At 72.5% G+C, this 24,825-nt stretch carries 24 protein-coding genes; 12 read left to right on the top strand and 12 right to left on the bottom strand.

What is annotated here, in order from left to right; genetic code table 11:
* Nucleotides 1–43: 43 nt before the first annotated feature.
* Genes FHX31_RS02180 through FHX31_RS02165 form a run of 4 tightly spaced genes read right to left on the bottom strand, consistent with a single transcriptional unit; the run spans nucleotide 44 to nucleotide 3,495 of the window.
* On the bottom strand, nucleotides 44–754 hold the full coding sequence (locus tag FHX31_RS02180) for an ABC transporter permease (protein WP_047892659.1): 711 nt from the start codon (nucleotides 752–754) through the stop codon (nucleotides 44–46).
* Nucleotides 754–1,713: an ABC transporter ATP-binding protein gene (locus FHX31_RS02175; RefSeq protein WP_013288491.1), complete on the bottom strand. Its 960-nt coding sequence runs from the start codon at nucleotides 1,711–1,713 to the stop codon at nucleotides 754–756. Before FHX31_RS02175 ends, FHX31_RS02180 begins: the two co-directional genes overlap by 1 nt.
* Nucleotides 1,710–2,588: an ABC transporter permease gene (locus FHX31_RS02170; protein ID WP_013288492.1), complete on the bottom strand. Its 879-nt coding sequence runs from the start codon at nucleotides 2,586–2,588 to the stop codon at nucleotides 1,710–1,712. Before FHX31_RS02170 ends, FHX31_RS02175 begins: the two co-directional genes overlap by 4 nt.
* Complete coding sequence (locus FHX31_RS02165) at nucleotides 2,581–3,495, bottom strand: ABC transporter ATP-binding protein (RefSeq protein ID WP_013288493.1); 915 nt, start codon at nucleotides 3,493–3,495, stop codon at nucleotides 2,581–2,583. The genes FHX31_RS02170 and FHX31_RS02165 overlap by 8 nt, the downstream gene beginning before the upstream one ends.
* Nucleotides 3,496–3,865: 370 nt before the next feature.
* Between FHX31_RS02165 and cysC the strand changes: the two genes are divergently transcribed.
* The 3 genes from cysC (at nucleotide 3,866) to galT (ending at nucleotide 7,432) form a co-directional block, all read left to right on the top strand.
* Complete coding sequence (gene cysC, locus FHX31_RS02160; RefSeq protein WP_013288494.1) at nucleotides 3,866–5,395, top strand: adenylyl-sulfate kinase; 1,530 nt, start codon at nucleotides 3,866–3,868, stop codon at nucleotides 5,393–5,395.
* 178 nt (nucleotides 5,396–5,573) lie between these two features.
* Nucleotides 5,574–6,362 carry a DeoR/GlpR family DNA-binding transcription regulator gene (locus FHX31_RS02155; protein WP_013288495.1) on the top strand — a complete coding sequence of 263 codons (789 nt, stop codon included), beginning with the start codon at nucleotides 5,574–5,576 and terminating at the stop codon, nucleotides 6,360–6,362.
* On the top strand, nucleotides 6,359–7,432 hold the full coding sequence (gene galT / locus FHX31_RS02150; protein WP_184974860.1) for a galactose-1-phosphate uridylyltransferase: 1,074 nt from the start codon (nucleotides 6,359–6,361) through the stop codon (nucleotides 7,430–7,432). The genes FHX31_RS02155 and galT overlap by 4 nt, the downstream gene beginning before the upstream one ends.
* A gap of 313 nt (nucleotides 7,433–7,745) precedes the next feature.
* Here galT and FHX31_RS02145 read toward each other — a convergent pair whose 3' ends face one another.
* The gene (locus FHX31_RS02145; RefSeq protein WP_013288497.1) at nucleotides 7,746–8,963 is read right to left on the bottom strand and encodes an NADP-dependent isocitrate dehydrogenase; all 1,218 of its coding nucleotides are present in this window, start codon (nucleotides 8,961–8,963) and stop codon (nucleotides 7,746–7,748) included.
* Between the two features lie 139 nt (nucleotides 8,964–9,102).
* Here FHX31_RS02145 and FHX31_RS02140 point away from each other — a divergent pair, with 139 nt between their 5' ends.
* Complete coding sequence (locus tag FHX31_RS02140; RefSeq protein ID WP_114918805.1) at nucleotides 9,103–9,900, top strand: MBL fold metallo-hydrolase; 798 nt, start codon at nucleotides 9,103–9,105, stop codon at nucleotides 9,898–9,900.
* Between the two features lie 124 nt (nucleotides 9,901–10,024).
* Here the strand turns inward: FHX31_RS02140 and FHX31_RS02135 are convergent, their stop codons facing one another.
* Both FHX31_RS02135 and FHX31_RS02130 read right to left on the bottom strand, forming a co-directional pair.
* The gene (locus FHX31_RS02135) at nucleotides 10,025–10,975 is read right to left on the bottom strand and encodes a malate dehydrogenase (protein ID WP_184974857.1); all 951 of its coding nucleotides are present in this window, start codon (nucleotides 10,973–10,975) and stop codon (nucleotides 10,025–10,027) included.
* 98 nt (nucleotides 10,976–11,073) lie between these two features.
* Nucleotides 11,074–11,937 (bottom strand): bifunctional methylenetetrahydrofolate dehydrogenase/methenyltetrahydrofolate cyclohydrolase, encoded by an 864-nt coding sequence (locus FHX31_RS02130; RefSeq protein WP_184974854.1) that lies wholly within the window; start codon nucleotides 11,935–11,937, stop codon nucleotides 11,074–11,076.
* Between the two features lie 390 nt (nucleotides 11,938–12,327).
* Here FHX31_RS02130 and FHX31_RS02125 point away from each other — a divergent pair, with 390 nt between their 5' ends.
* The 5 genes from FHX31_RS02125 to FHX31_RS02105 all read left to right on the top strand — a co-directional run bounded on the left by FHX31_RS02125 (nucleotide 12,328) and on the right by FHX31_RS02105 (nucleotide 17,986).
* On the top strand, nucleotides 12,328–13,926 hold the full coding sequence (locus FHX31_RS02125; RefSeq protein ID WP_013288501.1) for a peptide ABC transporter substrate-binding protein: 1,599 nt from the start codon (nucleotides 12,328–12,330) through the stop codon (nucleotides 13,924–13,926).
* Between the two features lie 89 nt (nucleotides 13,927–14,015).
* The gene (locus tag FHX31_RS02120) at nucleotides 14,016–14,954 is read left to right on the top strand and encodes an ABC transporter permease (RefSeq protein WP_013473620.1); all 939 of its coding nucleotides are present in this window, start codon (nucleotides 14,016–14,018) and stop codon (nucleotides 14,952–14,954) included.
* Between the two features lie 18 nt (nucleotides 14,955–14,972).
* Nucleotides 14,973–15,929, top strand: a complete 957-nt coding sequence (locus FHX31_RS02115) for an ABC transporter permease (RefSeq protein WP_184974851.1) — start codon at nucleotides 14,973–14,975, stop codon at nucleotides 15,927–15,929.
* A 7-nt stretch (nucleotides 15,930–15,936) separates the two neighbouring features.
* A complete protein-coding gene (locus FHX31_RS02110; RefSeq protein WP_013288504.1) occupies nucleotides 15,937–16,974 on the top strand; it encodes an ABC transporter ATP-binding protein in 1,038 nt (345 codons plus the stop codon).
* Complete coding sequence (locus FHX31_RS02105; protein ID WP_013288505.1) at nucleotides 16,958–17,986, top strand: ABC transporter ATP-binding protein; 1,029 nt, start codon at nucleotides 16,958–16,960, stop codon at nucleotides 17,984–17,986. Before FHX31_RS02110 ends, FHX31_RS02105 begins: the two co-directional genes overlap by 17 nt.
* Before the next feature lie 220 nt (nucleotides 17,987–18,206).
* On the opposite strand, the gene FHX31_RS02100 is transcribed toward FHX31_RS02105, so the two are convergent.
* The 3 genes from FHX31_RS02100 to purN all read right to left on the bottom strand — a co-directional run bounded on the left by FHX31_RS02100 (nucleotide 18,207) and on the right by purN (nucleotide 20,995).
* Nucleotides 18,207–18,656, bottom strand: a complete 450-nt coding sequence (locus tag FHX31_RS02100) for a hypothetical protein (protein WP_184974848.1) — start codon at nucleotides 18,654–18,656, stop codon at nucleotides 18,207–18,209.
* A 147-nt stretch (nucleotides 18,657–18,803) separates the two neighbouring features.
* Nucleotides 18,804–20,378 carry a bifunctional phosphoribosylaminoimidazolecarboxamide formyltransferase/IMP cyclohydrolase gene (gene purH / locus FHX31_RS02095; RefSeq protein WP_184974845.1) on the bottom strand — a complete coding sequence of 525 codons (1,575 nt, stop codon included), beginning with the start codon at nucleotides 20,376–20,378 and terminating at the stop codon, nucleotides 18,804–18,806.
* Nucleotides 20,375–20,995 (bottom strand): phosphoribosylglycinamide formyltransferase, encoded by a 621-nt coding sequence (gene purN / locus FHX31_RS02090; protein WP_013288508.1) that lies wholly within the window; start codon nucleotides 20,993–20,995, stop codon nucleotides 20,375–20,377. Before purN ends, purH begins: the two co-directional genes overlap by 4 nt.
* 178 nt (nucleotides 20,996–21,173) lie before the next feature.
* Between purN and FHX31_RS02085 the strand changes: the two genes are divergently transcribed.
* Both FHX31_RS02085 and FHX31_RS02080 read left to right on the top strand, forming a co-directional pair.
* The gene (locus tag FHX31_RS02085; protein WP_013288509.1) at nucleotides 21,174–21,470 is read left to right on the top strand and encodes a CD225/dispanin family protein; all 297 of its coding nucleotides are present in this window, start codon (nucleotides 21,174–21,176) and stop codon (nucleotides 21,468–21,470) included.
* Nucleotides 21,471–21,504: 34 nt separating this feature from the next.
* Nucleotides 21,505–22,065 (top strand): DUF4190 domain-containing protein, encoded by a 561-nt coding sequence (locus FHX31_RS02080; protein WP_013473625.1) that lies wholly within the window; start codon nucleotides 21,505–21,507, stop codon nucleotides 22,063–22,065.
* Between the two features lie 70 nt (nucleotides 22,066–22,135).
* Here FHX31_RS02080 and FHX31_RS02075 read toward each other — a convergent pair whose 3' ends face one another.
* The gene (locus tag FHX31_RS02075) at nucleotides 22,136–23,452 is read right to left on the bottom strand and encodes a cell division protein PerM (protein WP_184974842.1); all 1,317 of its coding nucleotides are present in this window, start codon (nucleotides 23,450–23,452) and stop codon (nucleotides 22,136–22,138) included.
* Between the two features lie 158 nt (nucleotides 23,453–23,610).
* Here FHX31_RS02075 and FHX31_RS02070 point away from each other — a divergent pair, with 158 nt between their 5' ends.
* A complete protein-coding gene (locus tag FHX31_RS02070; protein ID WP_013288512.1) occupies nucleotides 23,611–23,880 on the top strand; it encodes a hypothetical protein in 270 nt (89 codons plus the stop codon).
* 56 nt (nucleotides 23,881–23,936) lie between these two features.
* On the opposite strand, the gene sucD is transcribed toward FHX31_RS02070, so the two are convergent.
* The gene (gene sucD / locus FHX31_RS02065) at nucleotides 23,937–24,824 is read right to left on the bottom strand and encodes a succinate--CoA ligase subunit alpha (RefSeq protein WP_013288513.1); all 888 of its coding nucleotides are present in this window, start codon (nucleotides 24,822–24,824) and stop codon (nucleotides 23,937–23,939) included.
* Nucleotide 24,825: the final 1 nt, after the last annotated feature.

Raw genomic sequence — 24,825 nt, 5'->3', positions numbered from 1 at the left:
GTTTTCCGGCGCTCGTGCCGGAAAACGGGTTCCGTCCCGGGGTTCAGCTCGTCTCGCCGGCCACGCTGAACGAGCGCAGGCGGTCGATCGCCAGCACTGTGAACCCGACCGCCACCAGGGCGGTGAGCACCGCCGCGACCGGCACCGAGACGGTGGTGCCGAGCAGCGGTGTCGGCGCCATCCGGTCGGCCAGGGCGATCACCCACTGCTGGATCGACAGCACCCGGGTGCCGCCGACGAACCGGCCCAGCAACCCCTCCCAGATCAACACGTAGACCAGGCCGAGCAGCACCGGCCGCCGGGTCACCAGGCTCAGCGCGAGGAACAGCGCCGAGTACGCCAGTGCGCCCGCCGCCGAGGCGACGACCAGTGCGAGCCCGAGGCGTACCGAATCGGCGAGCACGCCCGCGACGTAGATCGGGACGCCGACGGTGACCGCTGTGACGCCGGCCGCGACCGCCAGCTTCGGCAGCACGATCTGCCAGCGCGGCAGCGGCTTGGTGAGGATGTGCACGACGGTGCCGTCGTCGATCTCCGCGCCGAGCACGCCGGTGCCCACGATCAGCGCCACCACCGGCAGCACCACCGCGAGGCCGAGGCCGACGAGCACCGGCGGTCCCCACTGGCCCGGGTCGACGCCGAGCGACCGGCAGAGCACCGCCAGGCCGATCAGGACCAGCGGCAACGGCAGCAGCATGAGGAACCGGCTCCGGCCGAACAGGCCGCGCGCGGTGATCCAGGTGACTGTCGACATCATGCCTCCACCAGATACGAGAAGACGCTCTCCAGCGACTCGTCCTCCGGCAGGAGCTGCCGGACCCGGATGCCGTGCCGGAGCGCGATCCGGGGCAGTGCCCGGGTGAACGCGCCGTAATCGCCGGCCTTGACCGTCAGGCCGGTTCGGTCCAGCTCGACGCCGGAGACCGACGCCTCGGCCATCAGCGCCACCGCCAGCGCCCGGTCGTCGGTGGAACGCACCCCGAACACGTGCGGCCGGTTGGTCATCAGGCGGCGGATGGTCCGGTAGTCGCCGGAGGCGGCGAGCCGGCCGGCCACCATCACCTGGACCGTGCCGGAGACCTGCTCGACCTCCTCCAGGATGTGCGAGCTGAACAGGATGGTCCGCCCCGCGTCGCCGAGCCGGTGCAGCAGCGCCATCATGTGCAGCCGCTGGCGCGGGTCCATCCCGTTGAACGGCTCGTCGAGCAGCAGCACCTGCGGGTCGTGCACGAGCGCGGCGGCGACCCGGGTGCGCTGCCGCATGCCCTTGGAGTAGGTGCCGATCCGGCGGGTCTGCGCGTCCTCCATCTCGACCAGCTCGATCGCCCGCCGGGTGGCGGCCTCCGGGTCGGGCAGCCGGTGCAGCTTGGCGCTGGCGAGCACGAACTCGTACGCGCTGAGGAACGTGTGCACCGCCTCGCGCTCGCTGACCAGGCCGAGCCGCCGGTAGACGGCGGGGTTGCGCCAGGTCGGCTCCCCGTCCAGCGTCACGGTGCCGCGCGACGGGGACAGGAAGCCCGCCATCATGTGCAGCAGCGTGGTCTTCCCGGCGCCGTTGGGGCCGAGCAGGCCGGTCACGCCGGGGCCGAGCCGCATGGTGACGTCGTTGACCGCCACCACGTTGCCGTACCAGCGGGAGACGCCCGCCAGGTCGAGCGTGCTCGTCGCGGCGGCGGGCGCGCCGGCCGTCGACTGGGTGCTGATCGCCGTCATCGGGCGGCCACCTTCCGGTATCGCAGGAGCAGCAGGCTTACGCAGGCGGCGACCAGCAGCACGGCGGCCACGGCGTAGACCGGCCCGAAGTCGCCGATCGGCATGCCGCCCCGTCCCTGGGTCAGCCGGTCGCCGAGCGCCCAGTTGCCCACGCCGCCGACGAGCGTCGGCGGAGAAGCCACGAAGGCCAGCTCGTTGATCGTCCGCGAGGGCAGGATGGACAGCACGCCCACGACCGGCGTGGTCATCAGGAAGACCGCCACGATGCCGCCGGCGGCGAACGCGCGCTTGCCGGTGAGCGAGGCGACGAGCAGGGCGATCGAGGCGAACACCACCGCCCACAGCCCGGCGTAGAGCAGCCCGGGCAGCAGGTCGAGCAGCTCGTCCCACACCCCGCGTACGCCCCGGTTCGTGGTGAACGCGGCACCGAGGAACATCACCAGCTGCGGGCCGCCGAGCAGCAGCCACAGCGCGGTCACCAGCGCCAGCAGCTTGGACAGGGCGTAGTCGCCGCGCGGCAGCGGCCGGGAGAAGTACAGCGGCAGCACGCCGCTGCGCAGGTCGCGGGAGACCAGCTCGGGCGCGGCCACCGCGGCGAAGAAGATGACCAGCCAGCTCATCGCGTCGGCGAACTGGGCGTACGTCATCACCACCTCGCCGATCTGGCTGCGTACCGCGGTGACGCCGGCGGCCACCACTGTGACCACGGAGACGACCAGCCACGGAAAGATCTTGGCCTTGGCGCTGCGGCCCAGCCCGAAGACGGTACGCACGCCGTGCAGGTAGAGCGCGCCGAAGACCTGCCGGCGGCCGAGCCGCGGACCGGTGTAGCGCTGGTAGCCGATGTCGTGGATGACCCCGGTCGCGTCAGACATGGCTGGGCTCCCTCGCGGCGAAGAGTTCGGCCACCCGGTGCCGCCGCTGGTCCAGCCGGTGCAGCGGCAGGTCCAGCTCGGCGACCGCGCCGAGGATCTGGTCGTAGGTGGCGTCGTCGGCGAGCGGGACGAGCAGCAGCCGCCCGTCGCGGGTCACCGGCAGGTCGAGCGCGGTGAGCCGGGCGGCCAGTTCCTCCGTGCCCTCGCTCACCTCGACCGCGAGCACGTCGGTGGCGGTGGTCATGGCGGACACCCGGTCCGCGCGCAGCAGCCGGCCGCCGTCGATGGCGACGAGCGTGTCGCAGATCCGCTCCACCTCGCCGAGCAGGTGCGAGCAGACCACCACCGAGATGCCGAACTCGGTGCCGATCCGGTGGATCAGCGCGAGCATGGCGTCCCGGCCGGCCGGGTCGAGGCCGTTGGTCGGCTCGTCGAGCAGCAGCAGGTCGGGATCGTGCACGAGCGCCTGGGCGAGCTTGACCCGCTGCTTCATGCCGGTGGAGTAGCCACCGACGGCCCGGTGCCGCTCCTCGTGCAGACCGACGTGGCGCAGCGCCTCGGAGGCCCGCTCGCGGGCGACTGTGCGCGGCAGCCCGCTGATCCGGCCCAGATGGGTGACCAGCTCGGCGGCGGACAGGTCGGGCGGGAGGGCGTCGTGCTCGGGCATGTAGCCGACCCGGGCGCGAACCGCGGCGGGGTCGGTGGTGGGGTCGAGGCCGAGCACCTGCACCCGGCCGCTGGTCGGCGGGAGCAGACCCAGCAGGATCTTGATCAGAGTGGACTTGCCGGCGCCGTTCGCGCCCACCAGCCCGATGATCCCCGGCTCGACCGACACGGTGAGGTCGGCCAACGCGGTGACCCGGCCTCCGTACGTCTTGGTCAGCGACTCGGTCGCGAGCAGTGTCACGCCGTTCAGCGTAGAACTCCGGTGCCTCGCCGGAGCCTCTCCTGACCCCTGCGATCCCCTGATCCTCGGCCTGCGCGGCCCTTAGGTGGCGGGAACGGCGGCGCGCCTCGGGTGGAGGACTCGCGCCGGCTCCGGTCCCGTCTCCGCCGAGCGGTCCGGCGGGTACGGGACCGCGCGCTCGGCCGGTCGGCGCGCGCAGGCAGCCGTTCGCACGATCGACCGGCCGCGGCCCGCCGGTAAGGATTCGGTGACCCCGACTCGTCCTCGGCACGGTCGCCGGAACAGGCGATCACCGGGTGGCCGGGTGGCGCTCTCGACCGATCGCCGGTGGGCTGCGAAACTGTGTGCCGGCCGGTGAGTTGGGGGTTCGATGAGCAACGGGTGGCTGCTGCCCGAGGACGTTCTGCGGGATGCGCCGTCGTACGCGCCCAGACCCGCTGAGCTGGCCGATCTCCAGTTGTTGCTGAGCGGGGCGTACGCACCGCTCACCGGTTTCATGAGCCGGGCCGACCTGGCCTCGCTGAACCGGCGCGGCCGGCTGGCCGACGGCACGCCGTGGCCGGTGCCGGTGACACTCCAGGTGCCGGCGGCGCTCGCCGACGGGCTGGACCCGGCCGACCCGGCCCGCCGGGCGGTGGTGCTCACCGACGGCGAGGGCGCGCCGGTGGCGGCGATGGACGTGACCGACGTCTGGCCGGGCCGCGAGGGCATGGTGGGTGTCGGCGGCACGGTGCGCCGCCTGGGCGACGGCGGCCACGGGCCGTTCCAGCGGCTGCGGCGCGGCCCCGACGAGGTACGCGGGCTGCTGCCGCCGGGCCGGGTGCTCGGCGTGTTCGCCGACCGTCCCCTGCACCGGCCGCAGCTGGCGCAGATCGCGCACGCGGCCCGTACGCTCGGCGCGCACCTGCTGGTGATGATCCCGGTGGGCGAGGAGTCGATCGGCGGCCTGCCGGCCGAGTCGCTGGTGCGCAGCGTGTTCGCCGCCCGCGACCGGATGCCCCCGGCGACGCTCGTGGCGGTGCCGCTGGCCCGGCGGCGCGACGAGATCAGCGACGCGCTGCTGCGGGCCCGGGTCGCCGCCGCGTACGGCGTGACCCACCTGCTCTCCACCGAGGGCATGCTCTCCGGCGCCGGTCTGCGCGTGCTGGTCCCCCGCGAGCTGGCCTACGACAACCGGGACGGGCAGTGGCGCTGGCGCGAGGACATCCCGCCGCGCAACCGGCGGCTGGCGCTGAGCGCGCGCGAGATCGACGACCTGCTGGACCGGGGTTTCCCGCTGCCCGAGTGGCACACCCCGCCGGCGGTGGCGAAGGAACTGGCCCGGGCGCGCCCGCCGCGGCGGCACCGAGGGCTGGTGATCTTCCTGACCGGCCTGTCCGGCTCGGGCAAGTCGACGATCGCCCGAGGGCTGGCCGACGTGCTCCGCGAGCAGGGCGACCGCACCATCACGCTGCTCGACGGCGACGTGGTGCGGCGGGAACTCTCCGCCGGGCTGGGGTTCAGCAAGGCCGACCGGGATCTCAACGTGCGCCGGATCGGCTGGGTGGCCGCCGAGATCGCCCGGCACCGGGGCGTCGGCATCTGCTGCCCGATCGCGCCGTACGCGGCGGCCCGCGCCACCGCCCGGGAGATGGCCGAGACGGCCGGGGCGGGCTTCCTGCTGGTCCACGTGGCGACGCCGCTGGCGGTCTGCGAGCAGCGCGACCGCAAGGGCCTGTACGCCCGCGCCCGGGCCGGCCTGATCACCGGGATGACCGGCATCGACGACCCGTACGAGGCGCCCACCGACGCCGACCTGGTGGTGGACACCTCGGATCTGAGCGTCGAGGAGGCCATCGGGAAGGTGATGGAGCACCTGACCGAGACCGGCTGGGTGGAGCCCCGCCTCCAGCCCGCGTGACCGCCTGACCGCCGGCCGAGTCCCGGCACTCCAGCACCCTCGACCGCCGTCGTCCGGCTTCCGGACGGCGGCGGTCTCGCATCACCCCTCGTTGCGCGGTAGTGTTCGTCTTTGTTGGAACACGTTCGACCGCGTGGAGCGCCCGCGTGGGTCGGTGAGGCGCGGAGGTGAGCCGGGGATGCTGGCGCGGCAGCGGCAGACGGCCATCCTGGAACGACTGCGCCGCGCCGGCGGCGTCCGGGTCACCGAGCTGGCGGCCGAGTTCGGCGTCTCCGACATGACCATCCGGCGCGACCTGGACACGCTGCACGAGCAGGGCCTGCTCGCCAAGGTGCACGGGGGCGCGACGCCGGCCGGTCCGGGCTCGACCGACGAGCCCGGCTTCCACGCCAAGTCCGTCCGCCAGTCGGCGGAGAAGGCCGCCATCGCCGAGCATGCCGCAGGGCTGGTCCGGCCCGGCGCCGCGATCGCGCTCTCCGCCGGCACCACCACCGCCGAGCTGGCCCGGCGGCTGGTGGACGTGCCCGGCCTCACAGTGGTCACCAACTCGCTGCCGGTGGCGGAGGCCCTGCACGTCGGCGGCCGGCCCGACCAGACGGTGGTGCTCACCGGCGGCGTACGCACACCGTCGGACGCGCTCGTCGGCCCGCTCGCCGTGGCCGCGATCGCCGCGCTCCACCTGGACCTGCTCTTCCTGGGCGTGCACGGGATCAGCGAACGGGCCGGTTTCACCACCCCCAATCTGATGGAGGCGGACACGAACCGGGCGCTCGTGGCAGCGGCGGACCGGCTCGTGGTGCTCGCCGACCACACCAAGTGGGGCACCGTCGGCATCTCGTCGATCGTGCCGCTGGAGGCGGCGGACGTGCTGGTCACCGACGACCGGTTGGCACCCGAGGCCCGACGGGTACTCGACGACAGGGTGGGTGAGCTGGTGACGGTGCCCACGACGAGGGGGGCGGAGTGAAGCGTACGCAGATCGCGCTGGCCGACGGCCGCGAGCTGATCTACTTCGACGAGCGGGACGACGCGGTCCGCGACCAGCCGGACCGGCGTGACCTGCCCCCTCCCCCGCCCGCCTCGCAGCTGCGGTACGACCCGCTGACCGACGAGTGGGTGGCGGTGGCGGTGCACCGGCAGACCCGCACGTTCCTGCCCCCGGCCGACCAGTGCCCGCTGTGCCCGTCCCGCGGTGAGCGGCACAGTGAGATCCCGGCACCCGACTACGACGTGGTGGTCTTCGAGAACCGGTTCCCCTCGCTGAGCCAGCGGGTGGCCGACGAGCCGGCCGAGATCACGCCGTTCACCCCGGTACGCCCCGGACGCGGCAGGTGCGAGGTGGTCTGCTTCACCGACGACCACAACGCCTCCTTCGCCCGCCTCTCCCCGCAGCGGGTGCGGACGGTGCTCGACGCGCTCGCCGACCGCACCACCGCACTGAGCGCGCTACCCGGCGTCGAGCAGGTCTTCCCGTTCGAGAACCGGGGCGTGGAGATCGGGGTGACCCTGCACCACCCGCACGGGCAGATCTACGCGTACCCGTTCGTCACGCCGCGCACCCGCACGATGCTGGCCGCCGCCCGGCGGTACGCCGACCGCACCGGGGGCAACCTCTACGCCGACGTGCTGGCCACCGAACGTGCCTCCGGAGAGCGGGTGGTGACGAGCAACGAGCACTGGACCGCGTACGTCCCGGCGGCGGCGCGCTGGCCGTTCGAGGTGCACGTGGCACCGCACCGGCCGGTGCCGGACATTCCGGCGCTGAACGACGCCGAGCGGGACGCCTTCGGGCCGCTCTACCTGGACCTGCTGCGCCGCTTCGACGAGCTGTTCGACCTGCCGATGCCGTACATCGCGGCCTGGCACCAGGCGCCGGTGCGGATCGACAGGGAGCTGGGCCACCTGCACCTTCAGCTGTTCAGCATCCGGCGGGCCAAGGACAAGCTGAAGTACCTCGCCGGGTCGGAGTCCGGCATGGGCGTGTTCATCAACGACATCGCCCCGGAACGCGCCGCCGAACTGCTCCGCGCCGCATGAAAGGAAGGGCCCCTTGTTAACGCCTGCGGCAGAGGAAGGGCCCCTTCTTAACAGCCGCGGTCCGAGCATGGGGCGCGGGGGGCCCGGGACAGGACCCCCCGCAGGGAAGGGACGGCTGGCTGCGCTCAGCAGCCTCGAAGGTCGGCCGGCCGGCGCGCGGCCACGGCCCACCTTCATGGACGCGACTGGCATCTCGTCCACCCTGTGCAACGAGGGCGCACCGAACGAGGTCACGCCGTCCCGGCGGGCCTGAGGTGTTAAAAAGGGCCCCTTCTACAACGCGAGGCGTTAAGAAGGGGCCCTTCCTTGCACGTCAGGCGGCGAGCTTGCGCGCCAGGTTCTCGTCGAGCGCGTTCATGAACTCGTCGGTGGTCAGCCACGGGGCGTCCCGCGAGATGAGCAGCGCGAGGTCCTTGGTCATCTGGCCACCCTCGACGGTGTCCACGATGACCTTCTCCAGCGTGTCGGCGAACTCGGTGACCGCCGGGGTGCCGTCCAGCTTGCCCCGGTGGGCCAGGCCCCGGGTCCAGGCGTAGATCGAGGCGATCGGGTTGGTCGAGGTCTTCTCGCCCTTCTGGTACTGCCGGTAGTGCCGGGTGACGGTGCCGTGGGCGGCCTCGGCCTCGACGGTGCGGCCGTCCGGGGACAGCAGCACCGAGGTCATCAGGCCGAGCGAGCCGAAGCCCTGCGCGACGGTGTCGGACTGCACGTCACCGTCGTAGTTCTTGCAGGCCCAGACGTATCCGCCCTCCCACTTGAGCGCGGCGGCGACCATGTCGTCGATCAGCCGGTGCTCGTAGGTGAGGCCGGCGGCCTCGAACTCGGCCTTGAACTCGTTCTCGAACACCTCGGCGAAGATGTCCTTGAACCGGCCGTCGTACGCCTTGAGGATGGTGTTCTTGGTCGACATGTAGACCGGGTAGCCGCGGTCCAGGCCGTACCGGAACGAGGCGCGGGCGAAGTCCCGGATCGACTCGTCGTAGTTGTACATGCCCATGGCGATGCCGCCGCCGGGGAAGTTGGCGACCTCCATCTCCATCGGCGTGCCGCCGTCGGCCGGGGTGTAGGTGATGGTCACAGTGCCCGGGCCGGGGACGACGAAGTCGGTGGCCTTGTACTGGTCGCCGTGCGCGTGCCGGCCGATGATGATCGGCTTGGTCCAGCCCGGGACGAGCCGCGGCACGTTCGACATGATGATCGGCTCGCGGAAGACCACGCCGCCGAGGATGTTGCGGATGGTGCCGTTCGGCGACCGCCACATCTTCTTCAGGCCGAACTCCTCCACCCGGGCCTCGTCCGGGGTGATGGTGGCGCACTTGACGCCGACGCCGTGCTCCTTGATGGCGTTGGCGGCGTCGACCGTGACCTGGTCGTCGGTGGCGTCACGGTGCTGGATCGACAGGTCGTAGTAGTGCAGGTCGACGTCGAGGTAGGGCAGGATCAGCTGCTCCCGGATCTGCTTCCAGATGATCCGGGTCATCTCGTCGCCGTCGATCTCCACGACCGGGTTGTTTACCTTGATCTTCGCCATCGGCCGGCGCTCCTCTCGGGGGACACGTGCTCAAGCAGTACGAGCGTACTGGAAACTGACCGGCAGTCCCCAGGCGGCCCGGGTGGACCGCCGGAAAAGCGGGCTGCGCCGCGCCTCGGCCCGCTGGCATCATCGTCCGATGCCGCGCAGCCGCACCCTCGGGTCTATCACGGTCACCGCGCTCTCCGACGGCGAGGGGCCCTTCTTCCAGCCCCGCGGCGAGGCGTTTCCCGACGCCACGGAAGCGCACTGGCAGGCGGCCGACCGGCTCGATCCGGGCGCCGTCACCGACGACGACCGGTGGTGGCTGCGGTTCCGCGCGTTCGCGGTGCGGGCCGGCGACGGGCCGGTCACGCTTGTCGACGCCGGCATCGGCCCGGCCGACTCCCTCGCCGCGAGCTGGGCGCCGGTGCCGGGCCGGCTGCCGGCCGAGCTGGCCGCCGCCGGGATCGACCCGGCCGACGTGCGCACCGTGGTCCTCACCCATCTGCACACCGATCACGTGGGCTGGGCCGGCGCGCTGTTCCCGAACGCGGACCATGTGATCCAGCGCGCCGAGGTGGACGCGCTGGAGCTGTTCCACCCGGAACTGCCGGCCCGGCTGCTGAGGCCGTTGCGCGCCGCCGGCCGGCTGCGGGTGGTCGACGGCGAGACGCCCCTCACCCCGGGGGTACGGCTGCTGCACACGCCCGGCCACACGCCGGGTCACCAGTCGGTGCTGGTCGAGGCGGACGACGAGCGCCTCCTGATCACCGGCGACCTGCTCGTGCACGCGATCCAGTTGGTCGACCCGGAGCTGGCGTACGCCCACGAGGAGGATCAGCCCACGGCCCGCCACTCCCGGCAGCACCTGCTCACGTCCCTCTCCCCCACCGTCCTGGCCACTCCCCACCTGACCGCCCCCTTCACCCCCCACCCCCCACCCCGTCGATCATGAAGTTGACGGCGGAATTGGAGATCGACTACGCCGTCAACTTCATGACCGACGGGGAGAACCGCGGGCGGGACGGCAGAAGGCCCGCCGGCGGAGCCGGCGGGCCTTCGATGCTGTGGGACGGGCGTCACATGGTGGCGACGTCGCCCTGCTTGGCGCGGACGGCCTCGGCGGCCTCCTTCAGCGCGGCCAGCTCGTCGGCGTCCAGGTCGGTCTCGACGACCCGCTTCACGCCCTCGGCGCCGATCTCGGCCTCGACGCCCAGGTAGACGCCGGAGATGCCGTACTCGCCGTCGACCCAGGCGCAGACCGGCATGACGGCGCCGGAGTCCTCGGCCACGGCCTTCGCCATCCGGGCCGCGGCGGCGGACGGGGCGTAGTACGCGGAACCGGTCTTGAGTAGCGCGACGACCTCGGCGCCACCGTTGCGGGTCTTGACGACCAGCTCCTCGATCTGCTCGGCCGGCATGACGTCACGCAGCGGCTTGCCGTTCACCGTGCTCTTGGACGGCACCGGGACCATCGTGTCGCCGTGCGAGCCGAGCGTCAGGGTCCGTACCGACTTCACCGGCACGCTCATCGCCTCGGCGACGAAGTTGGTGAAGCGGGCGGTGTCCAGCATGCCCGCCTGGCCGAGCACCCGGTTCTTGGGGAACTGGGTGGCGAGCTGGGCCAGCGCGGTCATCTCGTCGAGCGGGTTCGACACCACGATGACGACGGCGTTCGGGGCGTACTTGGCGACGTTCTCGGCGACCTGCCGGACGATCTTGGCGTTGGTCTCCAGCAGGTCCATCCGGCTCATGCCCGGCTTGCGCGGCAGGCCGGCGGTGATGACGACGACGTCCGAGCCCTCGATGGCCTCGTAGCCCTCGCCGTTCGGGCCGGTGGTGACGCCGACGACCTTGGTCTCGAAGCCCTCGACCGCGCGGGACTGGTTGAGGTCGAGCGCGAGACCCGCCGGCTTGCCCTCCACGATGTCGGTGATCACGACGGTGTCGAAGACGTCGTACTCGGCCAGGCGCTGTGCGGTGGTCGAGCCGTAGAAGCCGGCGCCGACGACAGTGACCTTCTTACCCATGGTCGTCCCACTCCCTGATACCAGTCGGTTTTCCGGACCGTATCAGCCATCCTGGCACCGATCGGGTCAGGGGCGGACGGTTATGACCTGGGTGGGTGTCAGGCGGTCCGCTCGGCCCGTTCGACCACGTTCGTCAGCAGCATCGCCCGGGTCATCGGGCCGACGCCGCCGGGCATCGGCACCAGCTTGCCCGCGACCTCGGCCACCTCCGGGTCCACGTCGCCGGTGTAGCGGCCCTTGCCGTCCTCGCCGATGACCCGGGTGATGCCGACGTCCACCACCGTCACGCCCGGGTTGATCATGTCGGCGGTCAGCAGGCCGGGCACGCCCGCGGCGACGATGACGACGTCGGCTGCGCGGGTGTGCGCGGCCAGGTCGAGCGTGCCGGTGTGGCAGAGCGTCACGGTGGCGTTCTCGCTGCGCCGGGTCAGCAGCAGGCCCAACGGGCGGCCGACCGTGTTGCCCCGGCCGACGACAGCCACGTTCGCGCCGCGCAGCGGCACGTCGTGCCGGCGCAGCAGCTCCACGATGCCGCGCGGGGTGCAGGGCAGCGGCGCGTCGTACCCGAGGACGAGCCGGCCCAGGTTGACCGGGTGCAGACCGTCGGCGTCCTTGTCCGGGTCGATCGACTCCAGCGCGCGCTGGGTGTCGAGGTGCCCGGGGAGCGGGAGCTGGACGATGTAGCCGTGGCAGGCCGGGTCGGCGTTCAGCTCGGCCAGCGCCGCGTCGAGCTGCTCCTGGGTGGCGTCGGCCGGCAGTGCGACCCGCAGCGAGGCGATGCCGACCTCGGCGCAGTCACGGTGCTTGCCGTTGACGTACGCCTGGGAGCCGGGGTCCTCCCCGACCAGCACGGTGCCGAGGCCAGGGGTGATGCCGCGTTCCGCGAGCGCCTTCACCCGGGCCCGTAGCTCGTCCTTGATCTCCGCCGCGGTGGCCTTGCCGTCCAGGATCGTCGCCGTCACGTCGTGATCGTCTCACGGCTGCGGGCGGGCCCGGACGACGACGGCCGACGATCACGCTCCGCAACGTGCCCTAACTCACGGAGAGCGACCAGTCACCGTGACACGGCGGCCCTGACACGCCCGGACGGGCAGGGACCGGACAGGCGGGCCGGACGTCGCAGACGCGCTTGACCGACCTCGAACGGACCACCAGGGGCGAATAAAAGGCCAGGTAGGGGCGAGGTTTAGCACGCGCGGACAACAGCGGCAAGGCCCGCCGAACACGATCCGTCATCAGTTGACCACGCACTAGTTGTCGACGGGCCGGATCGCGACCTACCGTTACCGCTCGTTGCGCAGAGTCACCCAGCGCCGGGACGACCGCGCAGCGTGAGGAGATGAGGAGACTCCATGCGTGTTCGTAGGCTCGCGGCCTGGGCCGCGCTTCCGCTCGCGGTGACGCTCGGCCTGACGGCCTGCGGCTCGGGCGGTGGCGGCGGCGGTGCCGGCGACTCCGATGCGGCCGTGCGGATCGAGATCGCCGAGCCGCAGCACCTCGTGCCCACAAACACCAACGAGACGAGCGGCTCCCAGGTCCTGTCGGCCCTGTTCAGCCCGCTCGTCGACTACGACGAGGCGAACAAGCCGCACGAGGTGGCGGCCGACTCGGTGACGACGTCCGACAACAAGGTCTGGACGGTCAAGCTGAAGCCCGGCTACACGTTCCACAACGGCGAGAAGGTCACCGCCGACAACTACATCGACGCCTGGAACTACGGCGCGTACGCGCCGAACGGCCAGAACTCCAGCTACTTCTTCGAGAAGGTGGCCGGCTACGACGACCTCCAGGGCGAGAGCCCGAAGGCGACGACGATGAGCGGCCTGAAGAAGGTCGACGACCTGACCTTCACCGTGACGCTCAGCCAGCCGTACGTGGACTTCAAGTCCATGCTCGGCTACACCGCCTTCTACCCGCTGCCCAAGGCGGCCTTCTCCGCCCCGGGCGTGCTCGCCGAGGGCTACGAGCAGGCGCCGATCGGCCAGGGCCCGTTCAAGATGAAGGGCAGCTGGCAGCACGACGCCAAGGTCGAGGTGGAGCGCTACGACGCGTTCCCGGGCCAGCAGCCCAAGGTCGGCGGCGTCGAGTTCCGCATCTACCAGCAGCCGACCGCGGCGTACGCGGACGTGCTGTCGGACAACCTCGACGTGATCAAGACGATCCCGACCGAGAACCTGTCGACCGCCTCGACCGACCTGGGCGACCGCTTCCAGCAGAGCCCGGCCTCGTCGCTGCAGGTGCTGGCCTTCCCGACGTTCCAGGAGGAGTTCAGCAAGCCCGAGGTGCGCAAGGCGATCTCGATGGCGATCGACCGGGACGAGATCACCAAGTCGATCTTCAAGGACTCGCAGCAGCCGGCTCGCTCGTTCGTCTCGCCGGTGGTCGCCGGTTACCGGGAGAACACCATCGGCACGGCGGGCGCGTTCGACCCGGTCAAGGCCAAGGCCATGTACGAGGCCGCGGGCGGCCCGAAGAAGATCGAGCTGTCCTACAACGGCGACGGCGGCCACAAGGACTGGATCGACGCCACGTGCAACCAGCTCAAGGCCAACCTGGGTGTGGAGTGCGTGGGCACCGCCGAGCCGAAGTTCGCGGACCTGCTGACCAAGCTCAAGCAGAAGCAGCCGGTCGGCCTGTTCCGGATGGGCTGGGTCATGGACTACCCGTCCATGGAGAACTACCTCGGCCCGCTGTACAGCACCACCGGCTCGTCGAACTACTACGGCTACAGCAACCCGGAGTTCGACAAGCTGCTCGCCGAGGGCGCCCGCGCGGCGACCGAGGACGAGGCGATCAAGAAGTACCAGGCGGCGGAGGACCTGCTCGCGCAGGACATGCCGGTGATCCCGCTGCGGTACGGGCAGAACAACTTCGGCCACTCGACCAAGGTCAAGAACGTCCACGTGGACCTCTTCGACCGGGTGGATCTGCTGAAGATCGAACGCGCCTGACACCCCGCTGACGGGCCGGGCCACCCCCACCGGGTGGCCCGGCCCTCGCATTGGCACGTATTTAGCCTTATTTCGGCAGACTTGCCAGCATGCTCCGCTTCATCCTGCGGCGACTGCTCCAGATGGTCCTCGCCTTCTTCGGGACCACGCTGATCGTCTACGCGTTGATGTTCGCCGGGCAGGGCGACCCGATCCAGGCCCTCGCCGGGGAGCGGCCGGTGACCGCCGCGCAGCGGGCCTACCTGACCGAGAAGTACCACCTGGACGCGACGGGTGTCGGTGGCTTCTTCTACCGCTACTTCGACTACCTGGGCGGCCTGGTCCAGGGTGACCTCGGGCAGTCGCTGACCGGGCGGCAGATCAGCGACATCCTCGCCGCCGCCTGGCCGGTCACCCTGAAGCTCGCCGTGATCGCGATGGCCGTGACGGTGATCTTCGGGGTCACCGCCGGCGTGATCGCGGCCATCCGGCGCTCCGGCGTGTTCGACCACGCCACGCTCGTGCTCACGCTGCTGGTGCTCGGCATCCCCACCATCGTGCTGGCCCCGCTGGCGCAGTACTTCCTCGGCGTACGCTGGCCGATCTTCCCGCCCACCGCCGGAGCGCAACCCTCCTTCTACGCGTTGCTGCTGCCCGGCATCGTGCTCGGCTCGTTGTCGCTGGCCACCGCGCTGCGGCTGACGCGTACCTCGGTGACCGAGAACCTGCGCGCCGACTACGTCCGCACCGCCCGGTCCAAGGGCCTGCGGCGGCGCCGCATCGTCGGCGTGCACGTGCTGCGCAACTCGCTCATCCCGGTGGTCACCTTCCTCGGCGTCGAGCTGGGCAACCTGATGGGCGGCGCGATCATCACCGAGGGCGTGTTCAACGTCCCGGGCGTCGGCTTCAACCTGTTCCGCGGCATCCGCACCGAGGACGGCCCGCTTGTGGTCGGCATCGTCAGCGTGCTCGTCGTGGTCTACCTGCTGTCCAACCTGGTGGTGGACGTGCTCTACGCCGTCCTCGACCCGAGGATCCGCTATGAGTGAGCGCAGCGAGGTGCCGCAGTGAGCGACTTCGAGACGGTGGCGGCTACCGAGAACCAGGCCGCGCGACGCGGTGTGTCAGGCGAACCGGGCACGCCCGGGCGGGCCGGGCGGCCGGACCGGGCCCGCAGCCTGGCCGGCGACGCCTGGCGGGACCTGCGCCGCAACCCGGTCTTCTGGATCAGCCTGCTCCTGGTGGTGCTGGTCGCCGCGATGGCCGTGGCGCCGGGGCTGTTCGCCGCCAACGACCCGCGCGACTGCGTGCTGTCCCGGCAGCACGCCGGGCCGTCCGGCGGGGCCGTCTTCGGGTACGACTTCCAGGGCTGCGACACGTTCGCCCGCGCGGTCTACGGCGCCCGCGCCTCGCTGCTCGTGGGCGCGTTCTCCGCGCTGATCACCGGCGTGATCGCGCTCGTCGTCGGCATGCTCGCCGGCTACTTCGGCGGGTGGGTCGACGCGGTGCTGTCCCGGGTGATCGACATCGTGCTCGGCATCCCGCTGCTGCTCGCCGCGATCGTGCTGCTCAAGCGGGTGAGCACGAGCGGCGAGACGGTACGCCTGTTCGCGGTGATCCTCGTCCTGGCGCTGCTCGGATGGACCACCGCGGCCCGGGTGGTCCGTTCCTCGGTGATCACCGCCCGGGAGCAGGACTACGTGGCCGCAGCCCGGATGCTCGGGGCCGGCAACGGCCGGATCATGTGGCGGCACATCCTGCCGAACGCGCTCGCCCCGGCCATCGTGGTGCTCACCATCGCGCTCGGGTCGTTCATCGCGGCCGAGGCGACGCTGAGCTTCCTCGGCATCGGCCTGAAGGCGCCGACCATCTCCTGGGGCATCGACATCGACGCCGGCCGGGTGCACATGCGCGAGTCCGCGACACCGCTGATCGTGCCGTCGACGTTCCTGGCCCTGACCGTGCTCGCCTTCATCATGCTCGGCGACGCGATCCGCGACGCCTTCGACCCGAAGCTGCGGTGACTTCCTCATGACGCAGAACGCGGTCCGGCCCACGCCGGCCTCACCCACGCCGCCCGGCGGGCACCTGCTGGAGGTACGGGACCTGCACGTCGAATTCCGTACCCGCGAGGGCGTGGCCCGGGTGATCAACGGGGTGACGTACCACCTGGACGCCGGTGAGACGCTCGCGGTGCTGGGCGAGTCCGGCTCCGGCAAGTCCGTCACCGCCCAGGCGATCATGGGCATCCTGGACACCCCGCCCGCGTACGTGCGCGCCGGGCAGATCCTCTACCAGGGGCGGGACCTGCTCACCCGCCCGGAGGAGGAGCGCCGGCAGATTCGCGGCGCCGAGATCGCGATGATCTTCCAGGACGCGTTGTCGGCGTTGAACCCGGTCTTCCCGGTCGGCTGGCAGATCGGCGAGTCGCTGCGCGAGCGGGCCGGGATGTCGCGGGCCGACGCGCGCAGGCGCACCGTCGAACTGATGGACCTGGTCCGGATCCCGGCCGCGGCGAAGCGGCTCGGCGACTACCCGCACCAGTTCTCCGGCGGCATGCGGCAACGCGTCATGATCGCGATGGCGCTGGCGCTGGACCCGAAGGTGCTGATCGCCGACGAGCCGACCACCGCGCTGGACGTCACGGTGCAGGCGCAGATCATGGACCTCCTGGCCGACCTGCGCCGGGATCTCGGCATGGCGCTCGTCCTGATCACCCACGACCTGGGCGTGGTCGCCGGCGTCGCCGACCGGATCGCGGTCATGTACGCGGGCCGCATCGTCGAGCACGCCGACGTGCACGCGCTGTACCGGGCGCCGGCCCACCCGTACACGAAGGGGTTGCTGGAGTCGATCCCGCGCCTGGACGTGCGCGGCCAGGCGCTGTCCAGCATCCGCGGGCTGCCGCCGAACCTGATGGCGATCCCGTCCGGCTGCCCGTTCCACCCCCGGTGCCCGTACGTCCAGCCGGTCTGTGTGGACGAGGTGCCGCACGACCTGGTGCTCGGCGACGGGCGGACCAGCGCGTGCCACTTCGCCCAGGAGGTGCACGATGACCGCGACGGCTGAACCCGCCAAGGTGCGCGGCGAGACGATCCTCGCCGTCGACCAGTTGGTCAAGCACTTCCCGATCAGCCAGGGCGTGCTGTTCAAGAAGACCATCGGCCAAGTCAAGGCGGTCGACGGCGTCTCGTTCGAGCTGCGGCGCGGTGAGACGCTCGGCGTGGTCGGCGAGTCCGGGTGCGGCAAGTCCACGCTGGCCCGGCTGCTCATGCGCCTGGAGACGCCGACCGCCGGGCGGGTCACGCTGGAGGGGCGCGACCTGCTCCGGGCGGCAGGGGCGGACCTGCGCCGGCTGCGGCGGAACATGCAGATGGTGATGCAGGACCCGTACACCTCGCTGAACCCGCGCATGACTGTCGGCGACATCATCGGCGAGCCGTTCGAGATCCACCCGGAGGCGGCACCGAAGCGCAGCAGGCGGCAGCGGGTGCAGGAGCTGCTGGACGTGGTCGGGCTCAACCCGGAGCACGTCAACCGCTACCCGCACCAGTTCTCCGGCGGTCAGCGGCAGCGCATCGGCATCGCCCGGGCGCTCGCGCTGCGGCCCGAGATCATCGTCTGCGACGAGCCGGTGTCGGCCCTGGACGTCTCCATCCAGGCCCAGGTGATCAACCTGCTGGAGCAGCTCCAGGACGAGCTGGGGCTGTCGTACATCTTCATCGCCCACGACCTGTCGGTGGTCCGGCACATCTCCGACCGGGTGGCGGTGATGTACCTGGGCCGGATCGTGGAGATCGGCACCGAGGAGCAGATCTACCAGCGCGCGACCCACCCGTACACCCAGGCGCTGCTGTCGGCGGTGCCGGTGCCCGACCCGGAGGCCCGCGACCGGCGGACCATCATCCGGCTCACCGGCGACGTGCCGAGCCCGGCCGAGCCGCCGTCCGGCTGCCACTTCCGGACCCGCTGCTGGAAGGCCGAGGAGGTCTGCGCGACGCAGGACCCGCAGGCGGTACCGCGCGCGGCGGACCCGCACCCCAGCGCCTGCCACTTCGCCGAGGTACGCACCGAGGCGTGACGACGAAGGCCCCGTCCCCCGGAGGAAGAGGGGGCGGGGCCTCCGATGCGGGCACGCGTGCGGAAGGCGGACCCGGGACGAACCCGAGGCGGCCCGGCGGCGTGAGGCGCGCCGCCGTACCGGTGGACGGCAGCTCGCGGCGGAGACCGCCGGGTCGACGCGGCGGTGTCCGGTGCGGCGCGAGCGCGCGTCCCGGTGCGGGCTGCGGGTTCGGTGCGGCTCAGGCGGCCGGCGGGGCGCGCGCGGCGAGCGGGCCGCGCGGCGGCAGCGGCACGACAGGCGGCCGGGGCGCGGGCACGACCGGCTCCGGCACCGCCGGACCGGCCATGCGCGGGAGCGCGGCCGGGGCCAGGTCGTCCGGTCCGTCGGCGTAGCCGAGACCGCCGCCGTGGTCGTCCCACGGCCCGGCGGCAAGCTCCGACCAGGAGATTCGGGGGTACGCGGCACGCAGCGCGGCCGGGCTCGTTCCGCTCGCCGAGGCGGCGGCCGGCTCGGCGGCGAGCGCTTCGACGGGTGGTGCGACGTCGGGAGCGGGCCGCGCGGCGGCGAGCGCTTCGACGATCGGGGCGACGGCCGGTGCGGTGACGGCGGGTGCGGCTGCCGCTCCCAGTCCGGCCAGGACGAACGCCAGCGTGACGACGACGGCGGTCAACCGGTCGCGAACGTGCATGGCACACCTGCCGGGCTCACAGACAGCGGAGACGCTCGATCGTCGCCGCCCACACGCTAGCAACCGCCTCCCGCGGCGGGCAACGGCACGACGTCCGGGTGCGTCAGTCGTCGGATGGACGACCGACGCACCCGGAGGCCGGACTCGTCAGTGGAAGAAGTGCCGGGTGCCGGTGAGGTACATGGTCACGCCGGCCGCCTTGCAGGCCGCGATGGTCTCCTCGTCCCGGATCGATCCGCCGGGCTGAACGATCGCCCGCACCCCGGCGTCGATGAGGATCTGCGGACCGTCGGCGAACGGGAAGAACGCGTCCGAGGCGCAGACCGAGCCGCGGGCCCGCTCGTCACCGGCCCGGCTGACCGCCAGCCGCGCCGAGTCCACCCGGTTGACCTGGCCCATGCCGACACCGACGGTGGCGCCGTCGCGGGCCAGCAGGATCGCGTTGCTCTTGACCGCGCGGACCGCCCGCCAGGCGAACGCCAGGTCGCGCAGTGTCACCTCGTCGGCCGGGTCGCCGGTCGCGAGCGTCCAGCCGGACGGGTCGTCGCCGGGCGCGTCGACGGCGTCCCGCGTCTGCACCAGCACGCCACCGCTGACCTGCCGCCACTCCGCGGGCCGCACGGCGAACTCGGGCGCCCGCAGCAGGCGGAGGTTCTTCTTGGCCCGCAGCAGCTCCAGCGCGTCCTCGTCGAAGCCGGGCGCCACGAGCACCTCGGTGAAGATCTCCGCGACCTGGCCGGCCATCGCCGCGTCGACCGGCCGGTTCACCGCGATCACGCCGCCGAACGCGGAGACCGGGTCGCAGGCGTGCGCCTTGCGGTGCGCCTCGGCCACGTCCGCACCGACAGCGATGCCGCACGGGTTGGCGTGCTTGATGATCGCCACCGCCGGCTGGTCCGCGAAGTCGTTGGCGGCCCGCCAGGCGGCGTCCGCGTCGACGTAGTTGTTGTAGGACATCTCCTTGCCGTGCAGCTGCTCGGCCTGGGCCAGCCCGGCCGGCGCGCCCGGGTCGGTGTAGAGCGCCGCCGCCTGGTGCGGGTTCTCGCCGTACCGCAGCACCGCCTGGCGGCGCAGTGCCAGCCCGGCGAACTCCGGCCAGCCGTCCTCGGCCGGCGACACGGTGGTGGCGAACCAGTCGGCCACCGCGACGTCGTAGTCGGCGATGTCGGCGAACGCGCGGGCCGCCAGCGCCCGGCGCCGGGCCAGCGTGAAGCCGCCCTCCGCGAGCGCGGCCACCACCGCCGGGTACGCGGCCGGGTCGGTCACCACCGCCACCGAGGCGTGGTTCTTCGCCGCGGCCCGCACCATCGCCGGACCGCCGATGTCGATCTGCTCGACGCACTCGTCGGTGTCGGCGCCGGAGGCGACGGTGGCCTGGAACGGGTACAGGTTGGAGACCAGCAGGTCGATGCCGGCGATGCCGTGCTCGTCGAGCTGCGCGGCGTGCGCGTCCTTGCGCAGGTCGGCGAGGAGGCCGCCGTGGATCTTCGGGTGCAGCGTCTTGACCCGCCCGTCGAGGATCTCCGGGAAGCCGGTGACCTGCTCGACCGGCGTCACCGGCACCCCGGCGCCGGAGATCGTCGACGCGGTGCTCCCGGTCGACACGATCTCCACGCCGGCCTCGTGCAGGGCACGGGCCAGCTCGGCCAGGCCGGTCTTGTCGTAGACGCTGACCAGCGCGCGCCGGATCGGGCGGCGGCCGGCGTCCTCAGTGGCGTTCACGGGATGGTGACCTTTCTGCCGGTGATCGTCCAACCTTCACGGACCAGGCGGCCGACCTGCTCGACGAGCTGGCGCCGCTCGGCGGACTTGATGCGCTCGGTGAGCGTGTCCTCGTCGTCGTCGTCCTGCACCGGCACGGCGACCTGGGCCACGATCGGGCCGGTGTCCATGCCGGCGTCGACGAAGAACAGGGTGGCCCCGGTGACCTTGACGCCGTACGCCAGCGCGTCGCGGGGGCCGTGGATGCCGGGGAACGCCGGCAGCAGCGTGTTGTGCGTGTTGAGGTAGCGGTCGCCGAACGCGGCCAGGAACTCCGGACCGACCAGCTTGAGGAACCCGGCGCTGATGACCAGGTCGGGCCGGTGCTCGGCGACCCGCGCGGCGAGCGCCTTGTCCCAGTCGGCGCGGGTGGGGTGGTCCTTGACGCGCTCGACGAAGGACGGCACACCGGCTGCGGCGGCCCGGTCCAGGCCGGCGATCCCGTCCCGGTCGGCGCCGACGGCGACCACCCGGGCGCCGTACCCGGGGTCGGCGGTGGCGTCCAGCAGCGCCTGGAGGTTGCTGCCGGAACCGGAGACGAGGACGACGAGGCGGGCGACGGACGCGGGCTCGGTCACCGGGCAACCCTATCGGGCAGGTCAGGCGGCCCGGCCGCGGGGCGGCGGCTCATCGGGTGACCTCCCCGGTGGCGTGATCGCGGTACGCTGCCGGTCGCCCGGTGTCCGGCCCCGTGCCCGGCCCGCACCCCCAGTGAACCCGGCACGCCGCGTGCCACCGGACCGAGGAGTACTTCGCATGCAGCCCGGATACCCCCCGCAGCAGCCGCAGCAGATCGACAACAACATGACGATGTCCATCGTCGCGATCTTCCTGTTCTGGCCGCTCGCGATCCCGGCCATCATCAACGCGTCGAAGGTCAACCCGCTGATCCAGCAGGGTGACTACGCGGGCGCCCAAGCCGCCGCCGCCGAGTCCAAGAAGTGGTCCAAGTGGGCCCTCATCGTCGGCCTGATCTGGATCGGCATCATCGTGGTGGGATGTTGCCTCCTCGGCGGCCTTGCTGGTCTCGCCGGCAACAGCGGCAGCAACTGACCGACAACCCGAACCGATCTGAGGAGCACCAGACATGCAGCCCGGTTACCCCGGACAGGACCCGTACGGCCAGCAGCCGAACCAGGATCCGAACGCGCAGCCGCACGACCCGTACGCGCAGCCGCCGCAGGCCCCGCAGTACGGCCAGCAGCCCCCGTACGGGCAGCAGCCGCAGTACGGCCAGCAGCCGACCTCGGGCCAGCCGTACGGCCAGCCCACGTCGGGTCAGCCCGCCTACGGCCAGGACCCGTACGCGCAGCAGCAGCCGTACGGCGCCGCGCCGCAGTACCCGGCCGCCGGCTACCCCAGCGGGCCGGGGCAGGGCCAGGGCCAGAACAACACCATGGGCCTGGCCGGCATGATCGTCGGCATCGCGTCGATCGTGCTCGGCCTGTGCTGCCCGCTGCTGGGCGTCCCGGCCGGCATCGTCGCCGTCGTCCTCGGCGTGCTGGGCCAGAAGAAGGTCCAGGCCGGTGAGGCCAGCAACGCCGGCCAGGCCCGGGCCGCCCTGATCTGCGGTGCCGTCGGCGTGGTCGTCGGCATCGTCAGCGCCATCGCGGGCGCGGCGATCAACATGAACAACTTCGGCGCCTGACCGGCGTCCGACGAGGGGCGTCCACCATCCGGTGGGCGCCCCTCTCGCGTTCCCGAGCCGCGCCGCGAGGTCAGCGGGGAGCCGGGGTGGCGCGGGGCGGAGGGGTCGGGCGGGTCAGCGTGCGGGTGGCGGCGGCGCCGAGCACCGCGCCCACTCCGATCACGAGCGTGGCCACCGCGGCCACCGCCCACGGTGACGGCCCGACCTCGGCCAGCCGGCCACCGCCGAGCGACCCGCCGGAGGCCGCCGCGAACAGCCCCAGCAGCGCGCCCGCGACCGGTCCGGCGAGCGCGGCCGGCAGCAGCAGCGCCGGCCAGCCCACCTCGGTGCGTTCCTCGGCCGCCGCGCGCAGCAGCCGCCGGGCCAGCAGCCAGCCGGCCGCCATCGCGGCCAGCACCGGCACGGCCAGCAGCGCGCCACCGAGCCCGTCCATCGGGCCGCGCGGCAGGCCCGCCAGCAGCGGTACGGCCGGCAGCGCGCCCACGGAGACCTCACTCGTGCGGACGGCGGTGTCGGTGCCGACCGCGAACCCAGGGCCGAGCAGGTAGCTCGCCGACCAGGCGGTCGCGTTCGGCGCGTAGGCGAGGCTGACCAGTGTGATGCCCGCCTGACCGGCCACCCCGGTCCGGTACGCCCCGATCATGTCGGCCGCGTCGCCGCCACCGGTGGCCACCGCCAGCCCGGCCGCACCGGCACCCGCGCCGCACAGCAGCAGCGCCGCCACCAGTCCGGTACGCAGACCGTCGCGCACCGGCGGTGGGCAGCGCTCGGCCAGCAGCGCCCAGACACCTGTGGTGCGCAGCGCGCCGACCAGGGCGGCGGGTACGCCGAACGCGGCGAACGTGAGCGCGGCGGTGACCGGGGAGACCCGCAGGCCGCCCGCGTCGACAGCGAACGCGGCGAGTGCGCCGAGCAGCGCGTACCCGATGCCGACGGCGACCGCGACGGTGAGCGCCTGGCGGGGTGAGCCGGCCCCGCGCGCGCCGACGGCCCGGCTGACGTGCACCCCGGCGCGGGTGAGCCGCCAGACGGCGAGCGCGCTGAGCGCGAGCGGCGCCAGGCCGAGCGGCCCGGCGGTGGTCTGCAACGGCACCCCGTGCCCGAGCAGCCAGCCGGCCAGGCCGGCGCGCAACGCGCCGCCGAACGATCCGGCGTCCTCGCTGAGCTGGGCGAGGCCCAGCACGGCGGACACCGGCAGCCAGGAGGTCAGCGCCGCCCAGAGCGCGGCCACCCCGGCGGCGACCGGCAGCGGGGCCCGGCTGCGGGGCTCCTCACCCGATCGGGGTGCGGGCACCCGCGCGGCCGGGCGGGCACGGCCGGGCGGCCGGGCGCCGGCGGGGGGACCGGTGGCCGGACGGCGGGGCTGGTCAGGGGTGACGCGTGACATCGTGTCTACTCTGGCACGCCGCGGGAAGGACGGCAGTCCGATACCGGGTCGGCAGCGTGGCGAGTTCGCCGAACCCCGGTCCCGCGGTGGTGATCCGGTCTAGCCTCGGCCTCAGACGCGACCGTTCCCGTCGCGGCGCCGACCGCTCGGAGGAAGCCGTGCACGCTCCGTATCCGCCGCCCCCGCCGCCACCGGCCGTCGGCCGGGACCGGACCACGCTCTGGGGCGTCCTCGGCATCGTCTTCGGCCTGCTCTGCTGCGGGATCCTGGGCATCGTCTTCGGCGCGCTGTCGATCCGCGACGCCCGGCGCAACGGCCGGTCGCAGTTGCTCGGCTGGCTGGCCATCGCGTTCGGCGTGATCAACATCGTCGCCAGCGCCATCGTGCGCGCCCGGGGCAACTCGTACTACCCGTACTGGTATCGCTGAACGCGAGGGGGCCGACCGGTTCCCCGGTCGGCCCCCTCGACACGTCGCTCGGCCGCTCAGCGGCCGGACATGATCTCCCGCATCAGGTTGGCGGTCTCGGTCGGGGTCTTGCCGACCTTGACGCCCACCGCCTCCAGCGCCGCCTTCTTGGCGTCGGCGGTGCCCGCCGAGCCCGAGATGATCGCGCCGGCGTGGCCCATGGTCTTGCCGGGCGGGGCGGTGAAGCCGGCGATGTAGCCGACCACCGGCTTGGTGACGTTGGCCTTGATGAACTCGGCCGCCCGCTCCTCGGCGTCGCCGCCGATCTCACCGATCATGACGATCGCGTCGGTCTCCGGGTCCGCCTCGAAGGCGGCCAGGGCGTCGATGTGGGTGGTGCCGATGATCGGGTCACCGCCGATGCCGACGCAGGTGGAGAAGCCGATGTCGCGCAGCTCGTACATCATCTGGTAGGTCAGCGTGCCGCTCTTGCTGACCAGGCCGATCCGGCCGGAGCCGGTGATGTCGGCCGGGATGATGCCGGCGTTCGACGCGCCCGGCGAGGCGATGCCCGGGCAGTTCGGGCCGATGATCCGGGTGCGCTCGCCCTGGGCCCGGTTGTACGCCCAGAACGCGGCGGTGTCGTGCACCGGCACGCCCTCGGTGATCACCACGGCCAGGTCGATGCCGGCGTCGATCGCCTCGACCACGGCGGCCTTGGTGAACTGCGGCGGCACGAAGATGACGGTGACGTCCGCGCCGGTCTCCTTCATCGCGTCCGCGACGGAGGCGAAGACGGGCAGCTCGGTGCCGTCGAAGTCGACGGTCGTGCCGGCCTTGCGCGGGTTCACGCCGCCGACCACGTTGGTGCCGGCGGCGAGCATCCGCCGGGTGTGCTTGGAGCCCTCGGAACCGGTCATCCCCTGCACGATGACCTTGGAGTCCTTGGTCAGCCAGATAGCCATT

Source organism: Micromonospora sp. CNZ286, from assembly GCF_014207755.1.
The sequence above is the reverse complement of the archived record's forward strand: the minus strand, read 5'-3'. Positions and strand labels throughout refer to the sequence as shown.

Coding starts and splice junctions, on each gene's coding strand:
- FHX31_RS02125 (WP_013288501.1), top strand. CDS start 12,328: ATGCGTGTTCGTAGGCTCGCGGCCTGGGCCGCGCTTCCGCTCGCGGTG.
- FHX31_RS02135 (WP_184974857.1), bottom strand. CDS start 10,975: ATGGGTAAGAAGGTCACTGTCGTCGGCGCCGGCTTCTACGGCTCGACC.
- FHX31_RS02120 (WP_013473620.1), top strand. CDS start 14,016: ATGCTCCGCTTCATCCTGCGGCGACTGCTCCAGATGGTCCTCGCCTTC.
- FHX31_RS02110 (WP_013288504.1), top strand. CDS start 15,937: ATGACGCAGAACGCGGTCCGGCCCACGCCGGCCTCACCCACGCCGCCC.
- FHX31_RS02100 (WP_184974848.1), bottom strand. CDS start 18,656: ATGCACGTTCGCGACCGGTTGACCGCCGTCGTCGTCACGCTGGCGTTC.
- FHX31_RS02175 (WP_013288491.1), bottom strand. CDS start 1,713: ATGACGGCGATCAGCACCCAGTCGACGGCCGGCGCGCCCGCCGCCGCG.
- FHX31_RS02170 (WP_013288492.1), bottom strand. CDS start 2,588: ATGTCTGACGCGACCGGGGTCATCCACGACATCGGCTACCAGCGCTAC.
- FHX31_RS02075 (WP_184974842.1), bottom strand. CDS start 23,452: ATGTCACGCGTCACCCCTGACCAGCCCCGCCGTCCGGCCACCGGTCCC.
- sucD (WP_013288513.1), bottom strand. CDS start 24,824: ATGGCTATCTGGCTGACCAAGGACTCCAAGGTCATCGTGCAGGGGATG.
- FHX31_RS02155 (WP_013288495.1), top strand. CDS start 5,574: ATGCTGGCGCGGCAGCGGCAGACGGCCATCCTGGAACGACTGCGCCGC.
- FHX31_RS02085 (WP_013288509.1), top strand. CDS start 21,174: ATGCAGCCCGGATACCCCCCGCAGCAGCCGCAGCAGATCGACAACAAC.
- FHX31_RS02105 (WP_013288505.1), top strand. CDS start 16,958: ATGACCGCGACGGCTGAACCCGCCAAGGTGCGCGGCGAGACGATCCTC.
- FHX31_RS02140 (WP_114918805.1), top strand. CDS start 9,103: ATGCCGCGCAGCCGCACCCTCGGGTCTATCACGGTCACCGCGCTCTCC.
- FHX31_RS02145 (WP_013288497.1), bottom strand. CDS start 8,963: ATGGCGAAGATCAAGGTAAACAACCCGGTCGTGGAGATCGACGGCGAC.
- FHX31_RS02080 (WP_013473625.1), top strand. CDS start 21,505: ATGCAGCCCGGTTACCCCGGACAGGACCCGTACGGCCAGCAGCCGAAC.
- FHX31_RS02180 (WP_047892659.1), bottom strand. CDS start 754: ATGTCGACAGTCACCTGGATCACCGCGCGCGGCCTGTTCGGCCGGAGC.
- cysC (WP_013288494.1), top strand. CDS start 3,866: ATGAGCAACGGGTGGCTGCTGCCCGAGGACGTTCTGCGGGATGCGCCG.